This window comes from Agreia bicolorata (assembly GCF_000938265.1).
Taxonomy (GTDB): Bacteria; Actinomycetota; Actinomycetes; order Actinomycetales; family Microbacteriaceae; genus Agreia; species Agreia bicolorata.
Genome location: NZ_JYFC01000002.1, coordinates 37,868 through 60,926, shown reverse-complemented (window position 1 = coordinate 60,926; position 23,059 = coordinate 37,868). Strand labels below are relative to the sequence as shown.

The window sequence follows — 23,059 nt, the reverse complement described above, 5'->3', positions numbered from 1 at the left end:
TCAGTCTGCGGCATCGACGCTCGGCGGCAGAAGAACCTCGACGCCGTTCTCGCGGAGAGCGTCGCCGAGTTCTGCCGCCGGCGCCACATCAGTGACGAAATAGTCGACGCTGGCCAGATCGGCCACCTGCGCGAAGAGCCGACGGTCGAACTTCGAGGAGTCGGCCAGAATGGCGACCTTCGTGGCCCGCGAGATCATCTCGCTCATCATCAGCGCCTCTGCAAGGTTGCTGGTCGAGAATCCGCTCTCGGCCGAGACCGCGCCGACCGAGATGAGGGCGAGGTCGCAGTGCAGATCGAGGTCATTTCCCGAATCCGAGAACTGAAAACCGATCGGACCGATCGTTGCCTGCCCACTCAGTCTCACTGCTCCGCCGAAGACATAGAGGTCTCGGCAGACCTTGGGCGAGATCTCGGTCGGGATGCGCAGGTTATTCGTGGCGATGGTCAACTCGCGATGATCTTCGAGATGCCTCACCACGGCGAGCGTCGTAGTGCCTGCGTTGATCATAACGACCGACCCGTTCTCAACGAGACCCGCCGCCAAGGCACCGATCTTCTCCTTGGCCGACCGCTGCAGGCGAAGGCGCACGTCGAGCTTCTTCTCGGTCGACGGCATCACCGCGATGCTCACCGCGCCTCCGTGTGTTCGCACGAGAAAGCCGTCGGCGTCGAGTCGATCGAGGTCTCGCCGGACCGTATCGGCGGAAACACCGAAGCGGGTGGCGAGCGTCGACACCGTGACCTCGCCCACCTCGTTTACGTAAGCTGCGAGATCGGCCTTGCGCCCGGCAGGAAGCCGAAGGGGCTGATCGTCGCCGTCTGAGAGAGAAAATGAGTCGGCCACGTCTGATTTGTAGCAGAACACTGCAGAAATACGCAACCGGTTGTCCGACGTCGAAGGCACTTTTGCCATAACAGGCGAGAAAGGCGCACAAGAATGCAGTCGGATGCGATTACTTGCGTTAAACCTCGCATAGGACTACTGTCACAACAATAAGGCGCACAAAAGCGCATTCAACAGCACGATCCCGCACCTCATAGGAGAGACATGAGCAAAGAAGCTCGCTTTAGAAGAGGCATCACCACAGCCGTGGCCGCCGCCGCGGCCCTCACCCTCATCACCGGCTGCTCGTCAGGCGCCGGAACTGACACGTCCACCTCGAGTGGCGGCGACGTCACCATCGAACTCGCGCAGTGGTGGGAACCGGAACTGCCCGATGGCGCGCTGCGCGCCCTGATGGACACCTTCGAGTCAGAGAACCCCGGCATCAAGGTCAAGCTGCTCAGCGGTCCCTACGCCTCCACCAAAGAGCAGCTCTTCGCGGGCGCAGCGGCGGGCACGATGTCCGACGTCGTCGGGCTCGACGGCGCGTGGGTCAGCGACTTCGCCAAGCAGGGCGCCCTCGCCGACCTCAGCACACTGATGAAGGACGCCAAGTACGACGACAGTGAACTCGCCAGCACGATCAAGGTCGATGGCAAGACGCAGATGATCCCCGTGGTCAACTTCGTCTACCCGCTCTTCACGAACGACGACCTGCTGGCGAAGGCCGGAGTCACCGCCCCGCCGTCGACCCGAACCGAGTTCGAGACCGCCGCGAAGGCCGTGACGGCGCTCGGCGACAACACGAGCGGATGGGTCCTGCCACTTTCGAGCGAGGCCCCGAACGGCATCCAGAACGACGTGATGTCGTGGGTCTGGTCGTCGGGCGGAACCATGCTGAAAGACGGCAAGCCTGACGTCACCAACAAAGATGTCACGAGCGCCGTGGACTACATCAAGAGCCTGAACGACGCCGGCGTGATCGCACCCGGTTCGGCCACGATGAAGGAACAGGACAAGGTCGAGGAGTTCACCAACGGCCGCGTCGGCATGATGATCGACTCGCTGTCGCACATCGATCTGATCCGCAAGTCGAACCCCGACCTCAAGTTCAGCATCTCCGCGATTCCTGCAAAAGACGGTTTCACGGGCGAACGAGGCATCCCCTACGCCTCGTGGGGCATTGGAGTGTCGGCGAGCAGCAAGCACCCCGCCGAGTCCTGGAAGCTCGTTCAGTTCCTGATGAACGAGAAGACGAACTCCAAGCTGTCGACCCTCGCCAACGCGTTCCCCGGCAACACGAAGAGCGTGCCCGACTTCTCGTCGAGCGACCCGCTGTTCAAGCAGGCTTTCGACATCTACTCCAAGGGCAAGCCCGCCAACGAGTTCGTCGGATTGCCGGTTGCAGAGCAGCTGATGCGCCTCTTCGATGAGCAGCTCCAGGCGATTCTGCAGGGAGACGAATCGGTCGACGACGGCCTCAAGAAGGCCCAGGATGCGTGGGTCGGGGAGTTCTAGCCTCTTCGCCTCACAAACACCCGTCGATTGACGGCCGCGCCGCGGCCAGCCCTTACAGAAAGGGACTACCGCGGCGCGGCCACCCCCACCAACAGAAAGGCAAGTGCAGTGGCCGCGACTAACACCGTCGTCAGACCGGGCAGCACGAAGCGCAGCACCTCCAGGTGGGCCCCCACCGCACGCAAGCTGACCCCCTACGCGTTCCTCTCGCCGACCGTCATCGTGATGCTCGTGCTCATGCTCATTCCGGTGATCATGGTCATCGGCTATTCGTTCATGGACAACGTGATCACGAACAAGAACCCGGTGTTCGTCGGCATCGACAACTACGTCGAGGTGCTGAACGACCCGGTGTTCCGCACCGCGACCGGCAACACCCTCTTCTTCACGCTTGTCAGCGTCGCTGCGCACCTGCTGCTGGGCCTCGGCTTCGCCATGCTGCTGAACTCGCCGCTCGTCGGCAACGTCACCAAGGCGCTCTTCCGAGTCGTCTACATCTTGCCGTGGCTGTTCACGGTCGCCATCATCGCGGTGCTCTGGCGCCTGATGCTGAATCCGAACGGCGTCATCAACTACATTCTCATCTCGCTCGGCCTGACCGACAAGGGCATCGAGTGGCTGTCGTCTCCGGAGACCGCGCTGCTCGCCGTGACGTTCATCAACATCTGGGCCGGCTACTCCTTCTACATGGTCACCCTCCTCGCCGGTCTGCAGGGCGTGCCCGCCGACCTGTACGAGGCGGCCCGGGTCGACGGCGCATCCGCATTTCAGCGTTTCTGGAACGTGACCCTGCCGCAGCTCAAGCCGATCATCATCAGCATGAGCGTGCTCGACATCATCTGGACCTCGCAGCAGTTCGCCCTCATCTGGATGACCACCGGCGGCGGCCCTGTCAACGTCACCGAGATGCTCAGCACCTACACCTACAAGCTCGCCTTCAGCCGCTACGAGTTCTCCGTCGCCTCCGCGAGCGCCGTGCTCATCCTTCTTCTCACCATGGTGCTCGCGTTCTTCTACGTGCGTCACCAGAAAGCGCGTGACTGACATGACGACATTCGCCCAGAAACAGACTTCGGCCGTACGCAACTCACCGGATGGCGCCCGACGCCCGCTCGCGCAGAAGCCGCGGCGCCGGCCGAAGGAGCGACTCGCGAAGGTCGTCATCATCCTGCTGCTGCTGACGGGTGCGGCCTTCGCCGCCTTCCCGATCCTCTGGATGGCCTCGAGCTCGTTCAAGCCGAACACCGAGATCTTCGCGTACCCGCCGCAGCTGATCACCTCGACCTTCTCGTTCGACGCCTACATCACGATCCTCACCGACCCGACGAAGGTGCGCTTCTTCATCAACAGCTACGTCGTCTCACTGGCGGTCACCGCTCTGACGCTGATCGTGGCGATCCTCGCCTCGTACGCGTTCAGCCGCTACGAGTTCAAGGGCAAGCGCCCGATCAACATGATCATCGTGAGCATCCAGGCGGTTCCGCCGATCACGCTGCTGATTCCGTTCTTCGGACTCATGGTGGTGCTGGGCCTCTACAACACCTATCAGGGCCTGATTCTCACCTATCTGGTGTTCACGCTTCCCTACGCGATCATCATGATGACCGGCTACTTCAACACCCTGCCGAAGGAACTCGACGAAGCAGCCCGCATGGATGGGGCCGGCCCGCTCACCGTGCTCTGGCGCATCCTGGTGCCGATCTCGATTCCCGGCATCGTCTCGGTGGGCGTCTACACGTTCATGATCGCGTGGAACGAGTATCTCTTCGCCCTCACGCTCACCCGCACGGAGGACATGCGCACGGTGCCCATCGGCATCCAGCTGCTCATGGGTCAGAACTCCTACCAGTGGAACGAAATGATGGCGATGAGCATCCTCGGCTGCATTCCCGTGCTCATCCTCTTCCTCTTCTTCCAGCGCTATTTCATCGGCGGTATGACCGCCGGCGCCGTCAAGAGCTGACCCCCTTTCTCGTCACTACTTCCTCGCCAACACTGCCTCACCACAAAACAAGGAGAAAACCCACAATGCTCGTATCCGGAAAAGACCTTCTCGACGTCGCCAACGCGAACAACTTCGCTGTGCCGGCGTTCAACGTCAGCGACTACGCCATGATGAACGGCCTCTTCGAGATCAGCGAAGAGAAGCAGTCGCCCCTGCTCATCGCCATCCACCCCGACGAGCTGAGCCACCTCGGCACCGACGTGCTGCCCGCGATCATCGCTCGGGCGAACCGCTCTAGCGTGCCGGTGACCATCCACCTCGACCACGGCGCGAGCTACGAGCAGGTGCTGCTCGCGATTCAGAGCGGCTTCACGTCGGTCATGATCGACGGCTCGATGCTGCCGTTCGACGAGAACATCGCCATCACGAAGAAGGTCGTCGACACCGCCCACGCCGTTGGCGTCTCTGTCGAGGGAGAGCTCGGCACGATCGGCAAGACCGACAACGAGGCTGAAGACGGCGCCGCGTCGATCATCTACACGGAGCCCGACGAAGCGGTGACGTTCGTCGAGTCCACCGGCGTCGACAGCCTGGCCATCGCCATCGGTACCAGCCACGGGATCTACCCGGCGAGCATGAAGCCCGAGCTCAAGCTCGAGCTGCTCAAGCGCATCAAGGCGAAGGTCAACATCCCCCTCGTGCTGCACGGCGGATCGAACAACCCCGACAATGAGATCGGCGAATCGGTCAAGCTCGGCGTGAACAAGATCAACATCTCTTCCGACATCAAGGCGAGCTACCACAACAAGATGCGGGAGGTGCTGGCGGATGCGGGCGTTCGCGAGCCCAACACCATCCAGCCGCCGTCGATCGCTGCCATGAAGGTCACAGCCGCTCAGAAGATCGATCTGTTCAACGCGGCCGGAAAGGCCAAACTGTACTGATCGAACTGCCCGCCCTCCAGCTAAGGAATGCGATAACACGATGAATGAGAAGCTCGTACTGGGCCTCGGCGGAACCGTGGACTACGAGATTGTCTGGGACTCCCGGGTGATCGACAATCTGGTTCTCGAGTACGCCATCCAGGCGTCGGAGCTCTCTCGCCTCATCGCGATCCGCAGCGAACGCGATCTGCTCATCGCGCTGCTCGCATTCGTGAAAGACGGTGCGGGAGGAGAGCGATTCGTCGCCTCCTCTCGCACCGTCGAGCAGTTCGCCGCCCGCTTCGAGCGGCGCATCACCCTCGGCGGAACGGGCGTGCGGGCCGCCTACGCCATGGAGGCCGTGGGGGTCTCGTGCACCCTGCACCTCGTGAGCATCGATGACAATGTGCGAAGGCTCCTCCCCCGCGAGTCGGCCTACATCTCGAGCGCCGAGCGCGACACGCTCGACCCTCATCTCATCGTTCAGTTCGTCGAGGGCAGCAGGGTGCGCGTGGGCGAACTCGAACTGCGCTCACCGCACGCCAATCGGGTGATCTTCGCGAACGATCCTCCGAATGCCGAGCTCGTGCTCAGCGACGACCTCGGGGCCAGCCTCGAACGGGCCGAGCTTTTTATGATCTCGGGGTTCAACAGCATCCAGAGTGAGGAACTGCTGCTGCGACGGCTCGACGACATGCGTCGACACCTGAGCCACCTGCCGAACGACGCGCTGGTCTTCTACGAAGACGCCGGCTTCCACGTGCCCACCCTCAGCCGCCACGTGCGCGAGGCCCTGCTCGAGCGCATCGACGTCTACAGCATGAACGAAGACGAGATGCAGGCCTACGTCGGTCGCGCACTCGATCTGCTCGATGTCGACGAGATGGCCGTGGCGCTCGGCGAGCTCCGCGAGCTCATTCCCGCAGCCCTCCTCGTGGTGCACACCAAGTTCTGGTCGCTGGCGTTGGGTGCACGCGCCGACGACTACGAGGATGCGCTGCGCGGTGCGATCCAGATGGCCAGCACGCGCTATGTGCGCGGCGACGGCTTCACCGAGCGCAACTACGAGCAGACGGGCCTGCTGCCGGTCAACCCGCTGGGCGCCGACTTCGCCCACGGCATCCGGGACCGGCTGGGCGCCGAGGTGTGCTGTGTTCCCGCGTTTCTGCTCACGGTCGCGCAACCCACCACCATCGGTCTGGGCGACACCTTCGTCGGCGGCTTCATCGCGGCGATCGCACGGCGCGGTCGTTAGACCGACCCTCAGCCGCGCAGCGCCTCCATGATCTTCACCCTGGCACCCGTGCGCAGCAGCGAGTTCGCGTAGATCTTCGACCCGAAGAGCACGACCACCACGGTCGTGGCGAGAATGATGAGCAGCGACAGCAGCGGCTCCCACCACTCGGCCGTTCCGAGATAGATGCGCATGGGCATGCCGATCGGCGCCGAGAACGGCACGTACGACATGATCGTGAGAATCAGATCGTTGTCCCAGGCGAGCACGATCAAGAAGTACGGAATCATGACCAGCATCATCACCGGGGTGGTCACCGATCCGATGTCCTCCTGCCGCGACACCAGCGCTGCGGCCGATGCGAACAGGGCTGCGAGCAGCACAAAGCCCACGGCGAAGAACACGACGAACCAGACGATCGAGGGTCCCAGGTCGCCGAGCAGCGCATCCTGGCCCGTGACCACCAGCCCCACGATCGCCGCCAGGGCAATCAGCACGATCTGGCCTAAGGCGAGGATCGTGTTTCCGATCACCTTGCCGGCCAGCAGCGCGCGCGCCGAGATCGCCGACATCAGAATCTCGACGACCCTCGTCGACTTCTCTTCGACGACGCTCTGCGCGATCGTCGTGCCGAACAGGGTGGCGGCCATGAAGAACACGATTCCGAAGCCGAGGCCCACGAGGTAGGCGAGCGATCCGTTCTGGTCGGCGGGCTCGAGCAGCGTCACCTCTGGGCTGGCGCTCAGCAGCTGAACGAGGTTGCCGGGTGCCTCGTCGAGAGCGAGAATCCGGATGCCCGTAGGCCCCTCCCCGGGAACGATCGCGGCCTCGACATCGCCGGCTCGCACGAGCTGCTCGGCATCGTCGACGCTGCCGACCTCGGTGACGTCGAGCGACGAGACCTGCGCGAGCGCCTGGGCGTCACCGACCACGGCCACGCGGGTCGTGGCGCTCGAGGCGGATGCGCCGAAGATGCTTCCGGCAACGATCGAGGCGATGACCGCGAGCAGCAGAATCACCGACGAGATGATGAAGGCTTTGCTGCGCAGGCGCATCCTCACTTCGCGGCCGGCGACGAGCGCCGCGCTCTGGCCAAAGGTGTTGGCCCGGGTGTCGGCGATGGTCATTTCACGACCTCCTTGAAGATCTCGGTGAGTGATCGATGTTTCGGCGCGAAGCTCGCGACCGGGCCCTGCTGCAGTGCGCGCCGCAGCACGCCCTGGGCCGCCTCGTCGTCGTCGGCCTCGAAGAGGGCGTAGCCTCCGTCGAAGTCGAGAACGGTGACGCCCGGCATCTCGCGCACCCAGGCGGCATCGGATGCGACGAGCAGCTCGAACTGTCGCACCGCGTTGTCGTCGTGCAGCTTCTGCTTCGAACCGCTGGCCCTGATCTGGCCGTTCGCGATCACGACCACGTCATCGCAGAGCCGCTCGACGACATCCAGCTGGTGCGACGAGAACAGAACGGGCGCGCCCCGCTTCGCCACGTCGTGCAGCACGCCGAGCACCGTCTCGACGGCCATCGGGTCGAGACCCGAGAATGGCTCGTCGAGAATGAGAACCTCGGGCGAGTGCACCAGCGCCGCGGCGATCTGGGCGCGCTGCTGGTTTCCGAGCGACAGGCTTTCGACAGTGTCGTCGCGGCGCTCGGCCAGCTCGAGCCGTTCGAGCAGATCCGCGGTGCTCGCCTCGGCGTCGCGCCGCGAGACCCCGTGCAGCCGGGCGAGGTAGACGAGCTGCTCGGCGACCTTCATCTTGGCGTAGAGACCGCGCTCCTCTGGCATGTATCCGAAACGGCGTCGATCGGCCGGTCCAAGGGTGGAGCCGCCCAGGCGCACGGTTCCGGAGTCGGCGCTGAGCACTCCCAGAATGATGCGCATGGTCGTGGTCTTGCCGGCGCCATTGCCTCCCACGAATCCGGTGAGACGACCATCGCCGACCTCGAACGTCACCGCATCGAGGGCGGTGCGGTCGCCGTAGCGTTTGGTGACTCCGTCGATCTGCAGCATGAAGGATCCTTCCGTTTCCTCCACGCTATTCAGGCCCGCGCATGGTCACATCCCCCGAGAGGCGGGCACCCTCCGCCACATATCTGCCGGCCCTCCACCCCGAGGTGGAGACAGTAGCGCCTACCGCGGGGCTTCTCAGGCGCCGGGCACCGCGATGCCGTGCTCGTAGGCGAAGACCACGGCCTGGATGCGATCGCGCACCCCGAGCTTCTGCAGCACCTTCGAGACGTGGGTCTTCACAGTGGCCTCGCCCAGGAACAGCTGCGACGCGATCTCAGCGTTGCTCATTCCGCGCGCGACGAGGCCCAGAACGTCGCTCTCTCTGGCCGTGAGTTCTGCGACCTTCGCGGCGGCCGCGGTGCGGGTGGCCTCCGAGGCCGAGCCCGCGGCATCCGAGCCCTGCCCCTCGATCGAGGAACCCCAATCGCCGCCGCCCTGCGTGAAGCGCTCGATGACCCGCCGCGTGACATCCGGGCTCAACAGAGCGTCACCGCGCGCAACGATCTGCACCGCATCGACGAGCTGCTCGGGTGTGCTGTTCTTGAGCAGAAAGCCACTCGCGCCGCCCTCGAGCGCCGCGAAGAGGTAGTCGTCGCGATCGAAGGTGGTGAGAACGAGCACGGCGGGCGGATGTTCGAGGGCCGTGATCAGGCGCGTCGCGGTGAGCCCGTCCATGCCGGGCATCTGCACGTCGAGGCAGACCACGTCGGGCGAGACCTGCCGGATGCGCTCGAGAGCGCTGTGCCCGTCGCGGGCCTCGCCCACGACCACGATGCCCGGTTCGCTCTCGAGAATGATGCGAATGCCGCTGCGCAGCAGATCCTGATCGTCGACGAGCAGCACTCGGATCTCGGTGTCAGTCACTGTGCCGCCTCCCTCGAGCGTGCGACTGCCACACCGGCGGGGATGTCGGCGCGCACGAGATAGCCTCCGCGTGCACGAGGTCCGGCCTGGAGGGTGCCACCAACTGCCGCGAGCCGCTCGCGCATGCCCACGATGCCGAGACCGGAGCCCTGTACTCCGCCACGCGCCGGCGTGCCGCCGGAATCGGTGACCTCCACCTCGACCGAAAGCTCGCGGTAGCGCAGCCGCACGTCGATGGTGGCGGACTGCCCCGCGTGCTTGATGGCATTCGTGACCGCCTCCTGCACCACGCGATAGACCGTGATCGAGACCAGCGCAGACAGTGGGCGCGGCTCGCCGACGATGGTGAGTTGTGCCGCGAGGCCCGCCGAGCGGGCATCGTCGAGCAGATCGTGGAGCTGTTCGACTCCGTGCGTGCTCGGTTCGTCTGTCGGAACCGTCGAGCCGCTGCTCGGGCGGCTGTCGTCGCGCAGGGTGGTGAGCATACGATGCAGCTCGTCGACGGCCTCGCGCGCGCTCGACTCGATGGCCGAGAGCGACTCGGCGGCCTGCTGAGGGTCGCGCTGCAGCACCCGACGGGCGGCGCCCGCCTGAACGCCCATCACCGAGACGTGGTGCGCGACGACGTCGTGCAGCTCGCGGGCGATGCGCAGGCGCTCGAGCGACACAGCCTGCGCAGCGGTGCGCTCCCGCGCCTCGGCGAGCTGCTCGGTTCGAACCTGCAGAGCGGCGCGCTCGCGGGCCGCAACCCAGGCCCTGTTGCCGAAGTAGTAGGCGCCGCCGAAGTAGAGCAGGTTCTGCAGAATCGTCACGAGCCCGACGGCGACGGCCGGCGAGACCGAGCCCACGGCATCCTTGTCTGCGAAGGCCGCGGCGAACGTCGCGCCCAGCAGGGCGCTGAACAGCCACACGAACATGGCGACGATCACCACGAGTCGCGAGACCATCGCGAGTCGCCGGTTCCTGCCCCAGGCACCCGCCGTGTACATGGCGATGAAGAAGGCGATGTTGGTGAAGAGAATCTCGGGCACGTGCAGCAGCTGCATGCCCATGAACACGGTGGCGCAGACGATCAGAACGGTGACAGGCAGCCTTCGCCGAACCGCGAGAGCCACGCTCTGAAGCAGCACCATCACCACGCCGAGCCAGGGCGGTGCCGGGTCAGTGTAGAAGCCTGCCGAGTCGTAAAGTTCGAGGCTGCCCAGGCTGAGCGCGAAGATCACGATGGCAAGAATGGCGTCGGCGCGGTACTCGCGCCGCGACGGTCGGGGGCGCAGCCATCCGTCGTCGAGCGCATCCACCCTGCTGTTCGTCACAGCACTCACGCTAGCGAACGCTGCGCCGCGCCACCTCCGCCTGCAGAGGGAGGCACGATCGCATCGACGAACGGATAGCGTGTACTGGACGATCTGGAAGAGCCGTGCCGCACTCGCCGAAAGGAACCGACGCACCCATGCCCCGTCGCATCCCCGCCGTTCGACACGGAGCAGGTTTCTGGATCGTCGCGGTGACATTTCTCCTGGTCATGGCCTACTCGACCGTTCCTACACCGCTGTACCCGCTTTATCAGCAACGAGACGGCTTCCCGGCGTTCGTGATCACGATGATCTTCGCCGCCTATGCGGTGGGCGTGATCGTGAGCCTGTATCTCGCCGGGCATGTCAGCGACTGGCTGGGCCGCCGCCGCGTGCTCGTGGTCGCGGTGCTGATCTCCGCCCTGTCGGCCGTACTCTTCCTCCTCTTTCCCGAGGTGCCGGGGCTCATCGTCGCCCGGCTCGTCAACGGCGCGAGCATCGGCATGCTCACCGCCACGGCCACGGCGCATCTCGGCGAGTTGCGCGCGACGGCCAGGCCGAACGAGAACACCGTGGTCGCGGCATCCGTATCGGGCGCGGCCAACCTGGGCGGCCTGTCTCTCGGGCCGCTCATCGGCGGCCTCTTCGCCGAGTTCCTGCCCAACCCGCTCGTGCTTCCCCACCTCGTCTTCCTGCTCGTGTTGATCGTGGCCGCGGTCGCCCTGATGCTCGTGCCCGAAACGGTCGAGGTTCCCGATGAGCGTCCCCCGTATCGCCCGCAGAAGCTCTCGGTTCCTCCAGGGGCGAAGCGACCGTTCGTGATCGCCGCGTTCGGCGCATTCTCCGGCTTCGCGGTCTTCGGGCTCTTCACGTCGTTGGCGCCGACCTTCCTGGCGACGACTTTTCAGGCCGGCGACCACCTTCTGGCCGGGGCCACATCGTTCGCCGTCTTCGCCGCGGCGGCCGCTGGGCAGATCCTGCTCACCCCGGTAGCCATGCACCGACAGCTCACTATCGCCATCACGGCGTGCGCCACGGGTCTTCTGCTCATTGCGCTCGGCGCGGTGCTGCCGCAGATCGTGCTGTTCATCGGGGGTGGCGTCGTGGCCGGCCTCGGGGTGGGCCTGCTTTTCAAGGGGGCCATCGGCACGGCAGCGTCGCTCGCCGATCCGAAGAGAAAGGGCGAGACGCTCGCGCTTATGTTTCTCGTCGCCTACGCAGGCCTCGCGATCCCGGTGCTGATCGTGGGTGCAGCGCTCGCCTTCGCACCCGCCACCACCGTGCTGCTCGTGTTCGTGGCGCTCGTGCTCGCGGCCACCGTCACGGCCGGAACCCTCATGCGTAGGCGGGCACGGGCATCCATCCGGCAATAGATTCGATCCGGCAATAGAAGTTGTCATCCGCTGCGAATCGCAGCGTTTAGGGCACAATCGATAGAGACACCTGCGATACCCACCCACACCAGAACAAGGAGCACACCATGGCAGTCTTCTCCCGCGGTTTCGGGGCTCGCAGGCGCGAGTCCGACCCGGAGCTTCCTCCTGGCCAGTACCTCACCGAAGACTTCCCGGTGCTGTCGGCAGGTCCCACGCCCCGCATCGACACCGCCGACTGGAGCTTCAGCATCACCACCGAATCCGGTGCCGTGACGACCTGGAGCTGGGACGAGCTCATGGCTCTGCCCATCGAAGACGTGCACACCGACATCCACTGCGTGACGCGCTGGTCGAAGCTCGGCACGAGCTGGCGCGGCGTCTCGCTCGACACCCTCTTCGCAGACATCGACACCTCGGATGCGTACACGATGATCGAGTCGTACGGCGGGTACACGACGAACGTGCCGCTCGAAGACCTTCTCGATGGCAAGGCCTGGATCGCGTTCGAGTTCGACGGCGAGCCGCTCGACCCCGAGCACGGTGGGCCCGCCCGCCTGTTGGTTCCTCACCTGTACTTCTGGAAGAGCGCGAAGTGGGTGCACGGCATCCGCATGCACTCCGACGACGACCCGGGATTCTGGGAGCAGAACGGCTACAACATGTACGGCGACCCCTGGAAAGAGCAGCGGTACTGGTAGTGGCGATCGTCGCCGGCTGGCTTGTAGGAACGGTGGCCCGGGCCATGCGTGTCACGCCGCAGGGCCGGATTCTTGTTCTCGACGTGCCCGAGTGGCCCGGCAATCTGGCCGGGCAACACCTCGATCTGCGCCTCACGGCCGAAGACGGCTACCAGGCCGTGCGCTCGTACTCTATCGCCTCGTTCGGCGAGGGCACGAGCGTCGAGCTCGCCGTCGACATGCTTCCCGATGGCGAGGTCTCTCCGTATCTCGTCGAGGACGTCGAGCCAGGCGACATGCTCGAGGTGCGCGGGCCGCTCGGCAACTTCTTCGTCTGGCGCGACTCCCAGACCGAACCGGTGCAGCTCATCGCGGGAGGCTCGGGCATCGTTCCGCTCGTCTCGATCGCCAGGGCCCACCGGGCGGCCGCGAGCACAGCGAAGTTCCGGATGCTGTACTCGGTTCGGGCGCCGGAGGACGCGTACTACGCGTCGGAGCTGGCAGAACTCGTCGACGACAGCTTCGCCCTCGACTGGGTCTACACCCGCACCGCCCCGGAGGGGTTCGCGCGCACGGCCGGACGCATCACGCGTGCCGACATCGAGGCATCCACCCTGCCCGTCGCCGACAACCCGCTCGTCTATGTCTGCGGGCCGACCGGTTTCGTCGAGGCGGTCGCGCGCATCCTGGTCGACCTGGGGCATCCGGCCGAACGCATCAAGACCGAGCGATTTGGAGGCAAATGACATGCCGGAGCACGCGCATCAGGTGAACGTGCCCGTGACCCGCGTCGACGGCAATGCCGCGGCAGGTCCTCTCGGCGAGATTCTGCGCCTCGACATCACGACGGCGATCGGCACGTGCCGGCACTGCGGCACCGCTGCCGCGCTGAGCGAGGCGGTCGTCGAGCGGGATGCCGAGGGAGTGATCGTGCTGTGCCGCTCCTGCGGGCATACGCTGCTCACATACATCAGCCGCGATGGGCGGCAGTACCTGGAGTTCGCGGGCCTCAAGAGCCTGAACGCGGCGACCTCCTGACACGTCCACGTGTGCGCGCCTGTTCGGCGCATTAGCTGCTGGACGGCCAATGGCGGATGCGCCGGACGGGCGCGGATGCGCCTCGCCGCGCTGGTAGCCTGCCGGAATGGCCTCCGCAGTAACGATCTACGACCTGCGCGGCGCATCGTTGATGGCGCCGTTCACCGACGAGCAACTTGAAGACCTCGCCGCACACAGCTTCGTGGTGGCGCTCAGCCGCGGTGAACTGCTGTTCGAAGAAGGCACGGCCAGCGCACATTTCTATATCGTGCGCTCGGGGCGCATCCGCATCGCGCGGCGCTCGCCCGAGGGAAACGAGCTCGGCCTCTCCGTCGTCGAGGGCGGAGGAACGATCGGAGATCTCTCGGTGATGGATGGCCTCGCGCGCTCGGCGACGGCCGAGTCGATCGACGAGGCCGAGGTGATCGCGGTGCCAGCCGATCGCATCCGGAATCTGTTGACCAGTTCGCCCGAGGCCCTGATGTCGGTGGTCGAAGAGCTCGCCTCGATCGTGCGGCGACTCACCGGAACCCAGAGCGACCTCGTGTTCCTCGACCTGCCGAGGCGACTAGCGAAGCTGCTGCTGACCTATATTCCGGAGTGGCGCCACGACGCGAACCAGGTCAGCGTCGAGCTGCCGATGAGCCAGGCCGGCATCGCCGCTCAGCTCGGGGTCGCGCGCCAGTCGCTCAACACTGCGCTGCGCACCCTCACCCGCGACGGACGCATCACCGTCGACGGCCGGCGCGTGACGCTCACCGATGTGGCGGCGCTGAAGAGCTACGTAGGCCCGTAGCCGCGCGCGTCAGCTTGCGGCCTACGACGTGGTCACCTCGCGCGCGAGCTCCTCGAGGTCGCGCACGGTTCGCCCGTCGGCGTCGCGGCCGGCCGGATTCGCCAGCGGCCACATGTCGATGGCCTGCTCGTACAGACGACGAGCCGCCGTCGCAGCTCCGAGTCGGCGGGCAGAATCGGCAGCGGCCAGCAGCCAGTGAACGGCACGTCGAGCCGCCGACTCGGTGGATGCCGAGGGCGCGGTCTGCAAGTGCAGCGCGTCGACGAGGTGCTGGGCGATGACCGCCGCAGACCGCGAACCCTCGTCGGGCGAGGACTCGAGAAAGTCGACCGTGGCGAGGTGCCGCTCGCTGCGCGACCTGCGCGACTGCATCTCGTAGGCGACCTGCCGAATGAGCGGGTGGCTGAACACGTACTGGCCGCGCTCCGATGACAGCGGGTCGGTGATCGAGATCAGGATGCCGCGGGTCTCGAGCGTGGAGACATCGCCGGCAAGCTCTCGCGCCGACCGCCTCGACACGGCCGCCAGGGCGGACATCGAGAACGAGAAGCCGAGCACCGAGGCCAGCTGGGCCACGAGCCGCGGGCCCGACTCGAGCGAGTCGAGGCGCGACGCGATGAGCACTCTCAGGCTGGCGGGCGGCTCCGCCATGGCGAGTGTGCCGGCGCTCACCCCGGGAGCCAGTCTCAGTCCGTCGGCGGTGTCCTGCAGCAGGCCATCGTCGACGAGACTGCGCAGAAGCTCTCTCGCGTACAGCGGCACCCCGCCGACCCGCGCCGACAGAAGACGCAGGATGTCGCGGGGCAGCTCGGGCGCGAGGCCCGCGATGAGCGCCACGATCGACTCCTCGTCGAGCGGGCCGAGCTCGAGCTGCGTGGCGCCATCGCCCGCTCCGAGGTCTGGACGGCGCACGAGCAGTTCGGGGCGGGTGACGATCACGATGAGAATGGGGGCCGGATTCGTGCGCTGCAGATGCTGAACGAAGTCGAGCAGGCTGTCATCGGCCCAGTGCGCGTCTTCGATCACCCAGACGACAGGAGCGTTCTCGCCGGCGGACATCCGCTCAAACCAGAGCGACCACGCGGCGAAGAACTCGTGGCGCCCGTACCCGGCGGAGCTGGAATTCAGCAGAGGAGCGCCCGCCACGTCGGCGCCCAGCAGCGGGGCGATGCGCTCGCACATCCAGTCGAGGTCTGCCGTCTGCGCATCGCCCGCCGAGGTCCAGCTCACGAGCTTGGTGCGCAGCCTGCCGAGGGCCACAGTCTCGCTCTCGCCTTCGACGGCTCCGATGCGCGAACGCACGGCCGACGAGAGCGCCGAGTACGCGACGCCGTCGCCGTATGAGAGACAGCGTGCCGAGTGCCACATGATGGCCATCGGCACGTGGTCGAGGTGGTCGCGCAGCTCGAGCACCAGACGGCTCTTGCCGACACCGGCGCTGCCCGAGACCACCGCAAGGTGCGGCCTGCCCGTGGCCACCACCCGGTCGAACGATTCGATGAGCACATCACGCTCGGCATCGCGGCCGACGAGGTTTGTGAGAATCTCGGCCGCAGGAGCAGCGCCCGACCCCGTCTCGGAGATAACGCGCAGCGCGGGGTAGGCCGAAACCTCGTCGGCGATGCCCTTGAGGTCGATGCGCGTCTCTCGCCCGAAGTCGATGCGGTCGACAGTGAGCGTACGCGTGTGAGCATCCGTGAGCACCGTTGCAGGCGCCGCTGCCGCTTGCAGGCGCGCGGCCAGGTTGACGGCGGCTCCGGTGACCATTCCCTCGCCGGCGGCTCCGAGCACGACAGCGACCTCATCGGTCACGACGCCCACGCGCACGGCGAACGCCCCCAGAGCGGATGCCCGCCCGTAGTCGCCCACCACCTTCGTCAGCTCAAGAGCCGCCCGAACGGCGCGTTCGGCGTCGTCTTCACGGGTGCGGGTGGCACCCCAGACCGCCATCACGGCGTCGCCGATGAACTTCTCGACGACCCCTCCGAGCGACTCGATGGTGCTGCGACAGAGAGCGAAGTAGCCCGACAGCAGCTCGCGCATGTCTTCGGCATCGGTGCGCTCGGCAAGCTCGGTGAAGCCCACGAGGTCGGCGAACAGAATGCTGGTGTAGCGCCGTTCGGCCCGTTGGGGTTCAGATACACCGGGCAGCGCTGCCCCGCACTGGGAGCAGAAATTCGCGGCGTCGGTCGATGGTGTGGCGCACGATGCGCAGATTCGTGCCCCGGATGCCGAGGAGAGGCCGCGGCCCTGGCTCGCAGACGGGCCAGTGCTCACCGAGGGGCCGACGTTCCCCGATTCGGCTTCTGACCACATGCCCCTCATTTTAGGCACGCACCAGTCGCAGAGATTACACCTCGTTGCTGCTCCGTGCCTGACGGGGGTCAGCGCCCCCGGGAATGCGGCAAACAACCTGACTGACTCCCGACAATCTGTCAGGACGCACGCGACTTTATAGACAGATTTTCGCAGCGGTCGTGCCGGATTCAGCGGTAGCGTGACTCCAGGGGCGGCTACGGCCGCGGCCCTCTTTCGACGTGAGGAGCAGATCCATGACCGACACCACCGAGAAGCAGCCCATTGTGCAGCACTGGGTCGACGGCGCCGAGTATGTGTCGGCATCCGGTCGCACCGCGCCCGTGTACGACCCGGCCCTCGGCATCGCGACCAAGCAGGTCGCCCTGGCCGATCAGGCCGAGATCGACGCGGCCGTGGCGAGCGCCAAGGCCGCCTTCCCGGGCTGGCGCGACACGTCGATCACGAAGCGGCAGCAGGTTCTGTTCACGTTCCGCGAGCTGCTGGCCTCTCGCAAGGCCGAGCTGGCCGAGATCCTCACCTCCGAGCACGGCAAGGTGCTCTCCGACGCGATGGGCGAGATCACCCGCGGCCTCGAGGTCGTCGAGCTCGCGACCGGGTTTCCGCACCTGATCAAGGGCGAGTACTCCGAGAACGTCTCTACCGGCGTCGACGTGTACTCACTGCGTCAGCCGCTCGGTGTCGTCGGCGTGATCAGCCCCTTCAACTTTCCGGCGATGGTGCCGATGTGGTTCTTTCCGATCGCGATCGCGGCCGGCAACTCGGTGGTGCTGAAGCCGAGCGAGAAAGACCCCTCGGCGGCGAACTGGCTCGCGGCTCTCTTCACCGAGGCCGGCCTGCCCGACGGCGTTATCAACGTGCTGCACGGAGACAAGGTCGCGGTCGACGGGCTGCTCGAGCACCCCGACGTGAAGAGCATCTCGTTCGTGGGATCGACCCCGATCGCGCAGTACATCTACGAGACGGCCGCGAAGAACGGCAAGCGCGTTCAGGCCCTCGGCGGCGCGAAGAACCACATGTTGGTGCTGCCCGACGCCGACCTCGACCTCACGGCCGACGCGGCGATCAACGCAGGCTTCGGCTCGGCCGGAGAGCGCTGCATGGCCATCTCCGTTGTCGTGGCGGTCGAGCCCGTGGCCGACGAGCTGATCGAGAAGATCACGCAGCGCATGAAGGGCTTGAAAACGGGCGACGGCCGCCGCAACTGTGACATGGGTCCACTCGTCACCGAAGCGCACCGCGACAAGGTCGCCGGCTACATCGACATCGCGGCCACCGACGGCGCGACCGTCGTCGTCGACGGTCGCGGCATCGAGGTCGACGGCGCTGCCGAGGGGTTTTGGCTCGGCCCGACGCTCCTCGACAACGTGCCCGTGACATCCCGCGCCTACACCGAGGAGATCTTCGGCCCGGTGCTGTCTGTGGTGCGTGTGTCGTCGTACGAAGAGGGCGTCGCGCTGATCAACAACGGCGCATTCGGCAACGGCACGGCGATCTTCACGAACGACGGAGGCGCCGCTCGTCGGTTCCAGAACGAGATCGAGGTGGGCATGATCGGCATCAACGTGCCGATTCCCGTTCCCGTGGCGTACTACTCGTTCGGCGGATTCAAAGACTCGATCTTCGGTTCGAACAAGGCCTACGGAGTGCACGGCTTCGACTTCTTCACCCGCGAGAAGGCCGTCACCAGTCGCTGGCTCGACCCGTCGCACGGCGGAATCAACCTGGGGTTCCCGCAGAACTAAGGTTCTGGCTGCGCTCGCACGTCGGCGAAGGTGAGCGCGGCCCACAACTCCGCCCTGTCTGCGAAGCGGTCGAGGTCTAGCCCGAGCAGCTGCTGCACGATTGCCAGTCGCGCCCTCAGTGTGTGCCGATGCACACCCAGAGCCTTGGCCGCCGGATCCCACGCACCGTTCGCGTTCAGCCAGGTCGCCGCGCTCGTGAGCAGCAGCTCGACATCGGGCCGACCGGATGCCGTGAGCGGCTCGAGCACGCGCGCCGCGACATCCCCGGCCCCGGCCTGGGCGAGGAAGCCCAGAACACCGCTGCCCGCGAGCTCGACGAACGATACGCTCGGGCGCTCCTGCGTGGTCGAGGCGAGCGCTCGTCGGGCCTCGACGAGTCCGCGGCCCAGCTGCGTCCAGCCGATCGGCCCGGAGGTTCCCGAGCGGATCGAGCGGCGTTCGAGCTGCGCGGGCAGCACCCCTTCGCCCGCAGCAGACACGAGCACGACGTCGTCATCGCGCTCGGCGAAGAAGACCGCCCCGCGTCGCCGCTCGGCCATCAGTTCCAACTCCGTGAGCAGAGACTCGGGAACGTCGGCAGCCGCCGCGATCGTGATGGTCAGCGGTTCAGCCGGCAGCTCTCCCCACAGTCGCTCGGCCGTTCGCTGAGCCACGGCCACGTTGCCCTCGAGGAGCAGCTCGAAGAGCCCGCTGCGCAGATCGCGTCGAGCTCCTTCGAGCGCGCGGCTCTGTTCGAGCGCGATCGAGGCCAACGCGATCACACTCGTCACCAGGTCGGTGCCCGCTCCATCGAGCGGTGCCGGCGTTCCGAGAGCAAGTACCCCGCGCAGGCTGCCACCCGTTCCCAGCGTCTGCAGAATCACGCTGCCGTCGGCGGCGCTCAGCCGGGCGCCCGCCCGCGATCCTTTGGCGAGAACCTGGCCCACCGCATCCTGAACCCGCTGCTGCAGCGACGCCGGCATGCGCCTGTCGGGCGACGAGCGCGCCTCGTCGCCCAGGCTGTCGAACAGCACGACCCAGCAGCCGAGTCGACGCTCGAGCTCGGCGAGGATGGCGTCGAGCCCGTCAGGCCGCAGGGCCGCGAGCGCTATTGAGCGCTGTGCGTCGAGCGACCACTCGAGCCGCTCCCGCTGATCGAGGGCGATCACGTCGGCTACGGCGCGGATGATGGCGATGAACGGGGTGCGGTCGGCGACGTCGAAGAGAGGGATACCGCGGGCCTCGCACGACCGCACCAGGGCGGCGGGCACGTCGTCGTGAATGATGCCCGTTGCGAATCCGAGGCCGAGGATCCCCCGATCACAGAGTCGGGCCACATAGGCGTCGATGTCGGCCTCCGCCGTGCCGGGGCGCATCTGGTCGCCGTCGGTCAGCAGCACCTGCCCCGCCTCGAGCCAGGGCGTGGGATCGGGGAAGTCGGAGCTGTGCACCCAGGAGATCGGCGCGTCGAGCTGGGCGAGCCTCGAGCCCGCGAGCAGGCGCAGATGAAAGCGTTCGTCCGCGAGCAGAGTGCGGAGCGAGGTGGGCATTTCTCGAGAGTACCGGTGGTCGCTGCGACCAGCAGGGGACTACTGCTCGCCCGTTTTCAGGAATAACGTCGCAGCTGAGCGGTTTTCGTCGATGCCACCCCAGTTTTTCCTGCGCAGTGGCGACGTTACGACAGAAAGAGGCACACCATGCGCGCAATCACCTATGACCGCACCGGAGATTCGAGCGTTCTCGCTCTTACGGAACGAGAGAAGACCGAGCCGGGCGCCGGCGAGGTGCGCGTGCGAGTCGTCGTCTCCGGCGTGAACCCCACCGACTGGAAGTCCCGCGCGGGCGCGGGCGCACGCAGCGGCGACTTCGACGAGCCGAAGGTTCCGAACCAGGACGGCGCGGGCGTCGTCGACGCGGTCGGCGAGGGAGTGACGCAGTTCTCGGTGGGCGACCGTGTCTGGCTGTGGGATGTGGCCTTCGGCACGAGCATCGGCACCGCCCAGGAGTTCGTGACCCTGCCGGCGACGCACGCTGTCGCGCTGCCCGAGAACGCGACGTTCGACGACGGCGCGAGCCTCGGCATCCCGGCCCTCACAGCGGCACTGGCGCTCGCCGCCAACGAGAAGCTGCCCGGCCGCCTGTCGCCGGGTTCGCTCGAGGGGCGCGTCATCCTGGTCTCGGGCGGAGCGGGCGCGGTGGGCCACGCCGCCATCCAGCTCGCCACCTGGGCGGGCGCGACGGTCATCACCACCGTCTCCTCCGACGAGAAGGCCGAGCTCGCCCGCCGGGCCGGAGCAGAGCACATTCTCAACTACACGACCGACGACGTGGCGGCGGCCGTCAAGAAGCTCGCGCCGAAGGGCGTCGACACGATCGTCGAGGTGAACCTTCAGGCCAACGCCGAACTCGACGAGAAGGTCATCACGCGCGGCGGAACCATCGTGAGCTACGCCTCCGACGGCGACGACCGGGTGTCGCTGCCGATCGGCCCGGCCATGGGCCGCAATGTGCGCCTGCGATTTCTGCTCACCTACACGGTGAGCGACGACGAGAAACAGGATGCGATTGCCTCGGTCTCCGAGGCGTTGGCCGCGGGTGTGCTGGGTGCCCGAGAAGAGACGGGGCTGCCGATTACGCGCTTCGCGCTGGCCGAGACCGCCGCTGCACACGACGCGGTGGAGTCGGGAGTCGTCGGCAAGGTGCTCATCGACGTCGCGGAGTAGGTCTCGATAGTCGGTTCGTTCCGCGTACAGAGATCACATCCCATACATTGATCTCATGCCGACCTTCTCGACCACCGTCTCCGACTCCGACCTCTCGCACCTGCGCCGCGCGATCTTTGTCTCGATCGAGGCGAAGCAGCACGGAAATCACCCGTTCGGAGCCGTGCTCGTCGACGAACACGGTGCCGAGGTACTGGCCGCCGAGAACACGGTCGTCACGCACTCCGATGCCACGGGGCACGCCGAGACCAATCTCGTGCGGCTCGCCACGAAGCAGTACTCGCTCGAGCAGCTGCGCGGCTTCACGCTCTACACGAGCTGCGAGCCCTGCGCCATGTGTTCCGGCGCGATCTACTGGGCCGGAATCGGGCGCATGGTCTACGCGCTGCCCGAGCAAGAGCTCATCCCACTCACCGGAGACGACCCCGAGAATCCGACCCTCGACCTGCCGAGCAGAGAAGTGCTGGCCCGCGGTCAGCGCGCTGTGGTGGTCGCCGGGCCCGCCCTCGAAGAGCAGGCCGCCGAGCCCCACCGAGGCTTCTGGCGCTGACGCACGCCAGCCGACGGGCCCTACTTGTCGCAGGCGACCCCGTCGCCGTCTCTGTCGAGGTCGTAGATGTCGGAGCCGACCACGTACACCGGCCCCGCAACGTACGCGGGCCCGTTGCCCGAGCCACCCGCGCAGTCCACGTCAGAGGCGATCGGAACGCACGGCCCCGAGTAGTTCGGGTCGCAGCCACCACCGCCACCACTGTCGGCGACGGGAGCCGGTTCGGGAGCAGGCTCGGGCGCCGGCGGCGGCACCCGCGTGCCCACCGACGTCACCTGATCGACAGGGGCGACACTCGTCACGCTCGACACCGCGGTGCGGCCCGTCTCCACGCCGTCGACAGTCGTCACGGCCCAGGTGGTGACCTTCGTGCCGTTCACCCCGTTCGTCGAGATCACGCTCTGACCGACGTCGAGATTGCCGTCGTCGATCGACACTGCGCCGAACGGGATGGGCTCCGCCACATCGACGTTCTTGACGACAACGACGGGCTTCGGCGTTGGGGTCACGGTCGGCGTGGCGCTCGCGCTCGACTTCGCCGCGAATCCCGCGGGCTCGGCTGCACCTCTCGCGGGCGTTCCGGATGCGCACGACACCGTCGTAAAAACGGTTGCCGTGAGCGCAAGACAGAAAACAATCGTTCGAACACGCGAATGCGCCACAGCAATCCCCCTGATGCACGCCGGTCATCCGCGTCGATGCGATGCCGATCCGGGGTGTTGACCGAGGCTAGCGAAGTCGTGACGGTATGTAACAGTCCCCCGTCCGGGGCATTGCGCAACGGGCGACGCCGTGCGGCCTACCGTTCAGATGACCGGCGCATCCTGATTCGACACCTCAGGCTTCGACGGGTCGCACATGCGAATGGCCGTGAGAATGAGTCCGACGATCGGCAGGAGGAGCCAGAAGAGCTGGGTCCATCGATTGCCGCCGTCGCGCAGGCGGCGCACTGCCACGGCCAGAACCGGAACGAGCGTTCCGAGTGCCCACAGGGTGGTGAGTGGGCCGTCGCTCGAGCCGTAGCCGCGCCAATGCGTCCACCCGAGCGAGTGCACGGGCACCGGCAGCATGCCGTCAAGAACCTGGGCGCTGGCATTCACCAGCACGATGAAGAGAATGAACCACCAGAATTCGGCGACACCGGCCCGCCCGGCGAAATCTGCGTACTTGCGAAAGCCGGTGCTGATGGCGGCGCCGAAAGACATGCGCGGCGGTGTGGTCGTGAAGCTCATGACTTGCACCTTACC

General features: G+C 66.4%; 22 protein-coding genes. 13 read left to right on the top strand and 9 right to left on the bottom strand.

Annotation, left to right across the window (positions count from 1 at the left end; all coding sequences use genetic code 11):
- Window positions 1–846, bottom strand: a complete 846-nt coding sequence (locus tag TZ00_RS03820; RefSeq protein WP_044440220.1) for a DeoR/GlpR family DNA-binding transcription regulator — start codon at window positions 844–846, stop codon at window positions 1–3.
- A gap of 204 nt (window positions 847–1,050) precedes the next feature.
- Between TZ00_RS03820 and TZ00_RS03815 the strand changes: the two genes are divergently transcribed.
- The 5 genes from TZ00_RS03815 (at window position 1,051) to TZ00_RS03795 (ending at window position 6,466) form a co-directional block, all read left to right on the top strand.
- Complete coding sequence (locus tag TZ00_RS03815) at window positions 1,051–2,343, top strand: ABC transporter substrate-binding protein (protein WP_044439487.1); 1,293 nt, start codon at window positions 1,051–1,053, stop codon at window positions 2,341–2,343.
- A 108-nt stretch (window positions 2,344–2,451) separates the two neighbouring features.
- Entirely contained in the window at window positions 2,452–3,387 is a 936-nt protein-coding gene (locus TZ00_RS03810; RefSeq protein ID WP_238579572.1) for a carbohydrate ABC transporter permease, read from the top strand.
- Between the two features lies 1 nt (window position 3,388).
- On the top strand, window positions 3,389–4,306 hold the full coding sequence (locus TZ00_RS03805) for a carbohydrate ABC transporter permease (protein ID WP_078714669.1): 918 nt from the start codon (window positions 3,389–3,391) through the stop codon (window positions 4,304–4,306).
- Between the two features lie 65 nt (window positions 4,307–4,371).
- The gene (locus TZ00_RS03800) at window positions 4,372–5,232 is read left to right on the top strand and encodes a ketose-bisphosphate aldolase (protein ID WP_044439485.1); all 861 of its coding nucleotides are present in this window, start codon (window positions 4,372–4,374) and stop codon (window positions 5,230–5,232) included.
- A gap of 40 nt (window positions 5,233–5,272) precedes the next feature.
- The gene (locus TZ00_RS03795) at window positions 5,273–6,466 is read left to right on the top strand and encodes an ADP-dependent glucokinase/phosphofructokinase (protein WP_044439483.1); all 1,194 of its coding nucleotides are present in this window, start codon (window positions 5,273–5,275) and stop codon (window positions 6,464–6,466) included.
- Window positions 6,467–6,474: 8 nt separating this feature from the next.
- On the opposite strand, the gene TZ00_RS03790 is transcribed toward TZ00_RS03795, so the two are convergent.
- From TZ00_RS03790 to TZ00_RS03775, 4 genes are all read right to left on the bottom strand, one after another.
- Entirely contained in the window at window positions 6,475–7,572 is a 1,098-nt protein-coding gene (locus TZ00_RS03790) for an ABC transporter permease (RefSeq protein WP_044439480.1), read from the bottom strand.
- Window positions 7,569–8,453 carry an ABC transporter ATP-binding protein gene (locus TZ00_RS03785; RefSeq protein WP_044439478.1) on the bottom strand — a complete coding sequence of 295 codons (885 nt, stop codon included), beginning with the start codon at window positions 8,451–8,453 and terminating at the stop codon, window positions 7,569–7,571. The genes TZ00_RS03790 and TZ00_RS03785 overlap by 4 nt, the downstream gene beginning before the upstream one ends.
- Window positions 8,454–8,588: 135 nt before the next feature.
- Window positions 8,589–9,317, bottom strand: a complete 729-nt coding sequence (locus tag TZ00_RS03780) for a response regulator (protein WP_044439477.1) — start codon at window positions 9,315–9,317, stop codon at window positions 8,589–8,591.
- Window positions 9,314–10,633 (bottom strand): sensor histidine kinase, encoded by a 1,320-nt coding sequence (locus tag TZ00_RS03775; protein ID WP_238579571.1) that lies wholly within the window; start codon window positions 10,631–10,633, stop codon window positions 9,314–9,316. Before TZ00_RS03775 ends, TZ00_RS03780 begins: the two co-directional genes overlap by 4 nt.
- A 137-nt stretch (window positions 10,634–10,770) precedes the next feature.
- Here TZ00_RS03775 and TZ00_RS03770 point away from each other — a divergent pair, with 137 nt between their 5' ends.
- From TZ00_RS03770 to TZ00_RS03750, 5 genes are all read left to right on the top strand, one after another.
- Window positions 10,771–11,985, top strand: coding sequence for an MFS transporter (locus TZ00_RS03770; RefSeq protein ID WP_084605949.1), 1,215 nt, complete (start codon window positions 10,771–10,773; stop codon window positions 11,983–11,985).
- Window positions 11,986–12,092: 107 nt separating this feature from the next.
- A complete protein-coding gene (locus tag TZ00_RS03765) occupies window positions 12,093–12,686 on the top strand; it encodes a sulfite oxidase-like oxidoreductase (RefSeq protein WP_044439472.1) in 594 nt (197 codons plus the stop codon).
- Window positions 12,686–13,411, top strand: a complete 726-nt coding sequence (locus tag TZ00_RS03760) for a ferredoxin reductase (RefSeq protein ID WP_338010785.1) — start codon at window positions 12,686–12,688, stop codon at window positions 13,409–13,411. The genes TZ00_RS03765 and TZ00_RS03760 overlap by 1 nt, the downstream gene beginning before the upstream one ends.
- 1 nt (window position 13,412) lies before the next feature.
- Window positions 13,413–13,703, top strand: a complete 291-nt coding sequence (locus TZ00_RS03755) for a DUF6510 family protein (protein ID WP_044439471.1) — start codon at window positions 13,413–13,415, stop codon at window positions 13,701–13,703.
- Between the two features lie 106 nt (window positions 13,704–13,809).
- On the top strand, window positions 13,810–14,499 hold the full coding sequence (locus TZ00_RS03750) for a Crp/Fnr family transcriptional regulator (RefSeq protein ID WP_044439469.1): 690 nt from the start codon (window positions 13,810–13,812) through the stop codon (window positions 14,497–14,499).
- A gap of 21 nt (window positions 14,500–14,520) precedes the next feature.
- On the opposite strand, the gene TZ00_RS19595 is transcribed toward TZ00_RS03750, so the two are convergent.
- A complete protein-coding gene (locus TZ00_RS19595; RefSeq protein ID WP_044439467.1) occupies window positions 14,521–16,815 on the bottom strand; it encodes an ATP-binding protein in 2,295 nt (764 codons plus the stop codon).
- Between the two features lie 236 nt (window positions 16,816–17,051).
- On the opposite strand from TZ00_RS19595, the gene TZ00_RS03740 reads away from it, so the two are divergent.
- Window positions 17,052–18,560, top strand: coding sequence for a CoA-acylating methylmalonate-semialdehyde dehydrogenase (locus TZ00_RS03740; protein ID WP_044439466.1), 1,509 nt, complete (start codon window positions 17,052–17,054; stop codon window positions 18,558–18,560).
- On the opposite strand, the gene TZ00_RS03735 is transcribed toward TZ00_RS03740, so the two are convergent.
- Entirely contained in the window at window positions 18,557–20,089 is a 1,533-nt protein-coding gene (locus TZ00_RS03735; protein WP_044439464.1) for a PucR family transcriptional regulator, read from the bottom strand. The genes TZ00_RS03740 and TZ00_RS03735 overlap by 4 nt on opposite strands.
- 147 nt (window positions 20,090–20,236) lie before the next feature.
- On the opposite strand from TZ00_RS03735, the gene TZ00_RS03730 reads away from it, so the two are divergent.
- Entirely contained in the window at window positions 20,237–21,262 is a 1,026-nt protein-coding gene (locus tag TZ00_RS03730; RefSeq protein WP_044439462.1) for an NADPH:quinone reductase, read from the top strand.
- Between the two features lie 55 nt (window positions 21,263–21,317).
- Window positions 21,318–21,812, top strand: a complete 495-nt coding sequence (locus TZ00_RS03725) for a nucleoside deaminase (protein WP_044439460.1) — start codon at window positions 21,318–21,320, stop codon at window positions 21,810–21,812.
- Window positions 21,813–21,832: 20 nt separating this feature from the next.
- Here TZ00_RS03725 and TZ00_RS03720 read toward each other — a convergent pair whose 3' ends face one another.
- Together TZ00_RS03720 and TZ00_RS03715 are read right to left on the bottom strand one after the other, a co-directional pair.
- Window positions 21,833–22,474 carry a G5 domain-containing protein gene (locus TZ00_RS03720; protein ID WP_238579570.1) on the bottom strand — a complete coding sequence of 214 codons (642 nt, stop codon included), beginning with the start codon at window positions 22,472–22,474 and terminating at the stop codon, window positions 21,833–21,835.
- A 144-nt stretch (window positions 22,475–22,618) separates the two neighbouring features.
- Window positions 22,619–23,044, bottom strand: coding sequence for a DUF805 domain-containing protein (locus tag TZ00_RS03715; protein ID WP_052521254.1), 426 nt, complete (start codon window positions 23,042–23,044; stop codon window positions 22,619–22,621).
- Window positions 23,045–23,059: the final 15 nt, after the last annotated feature.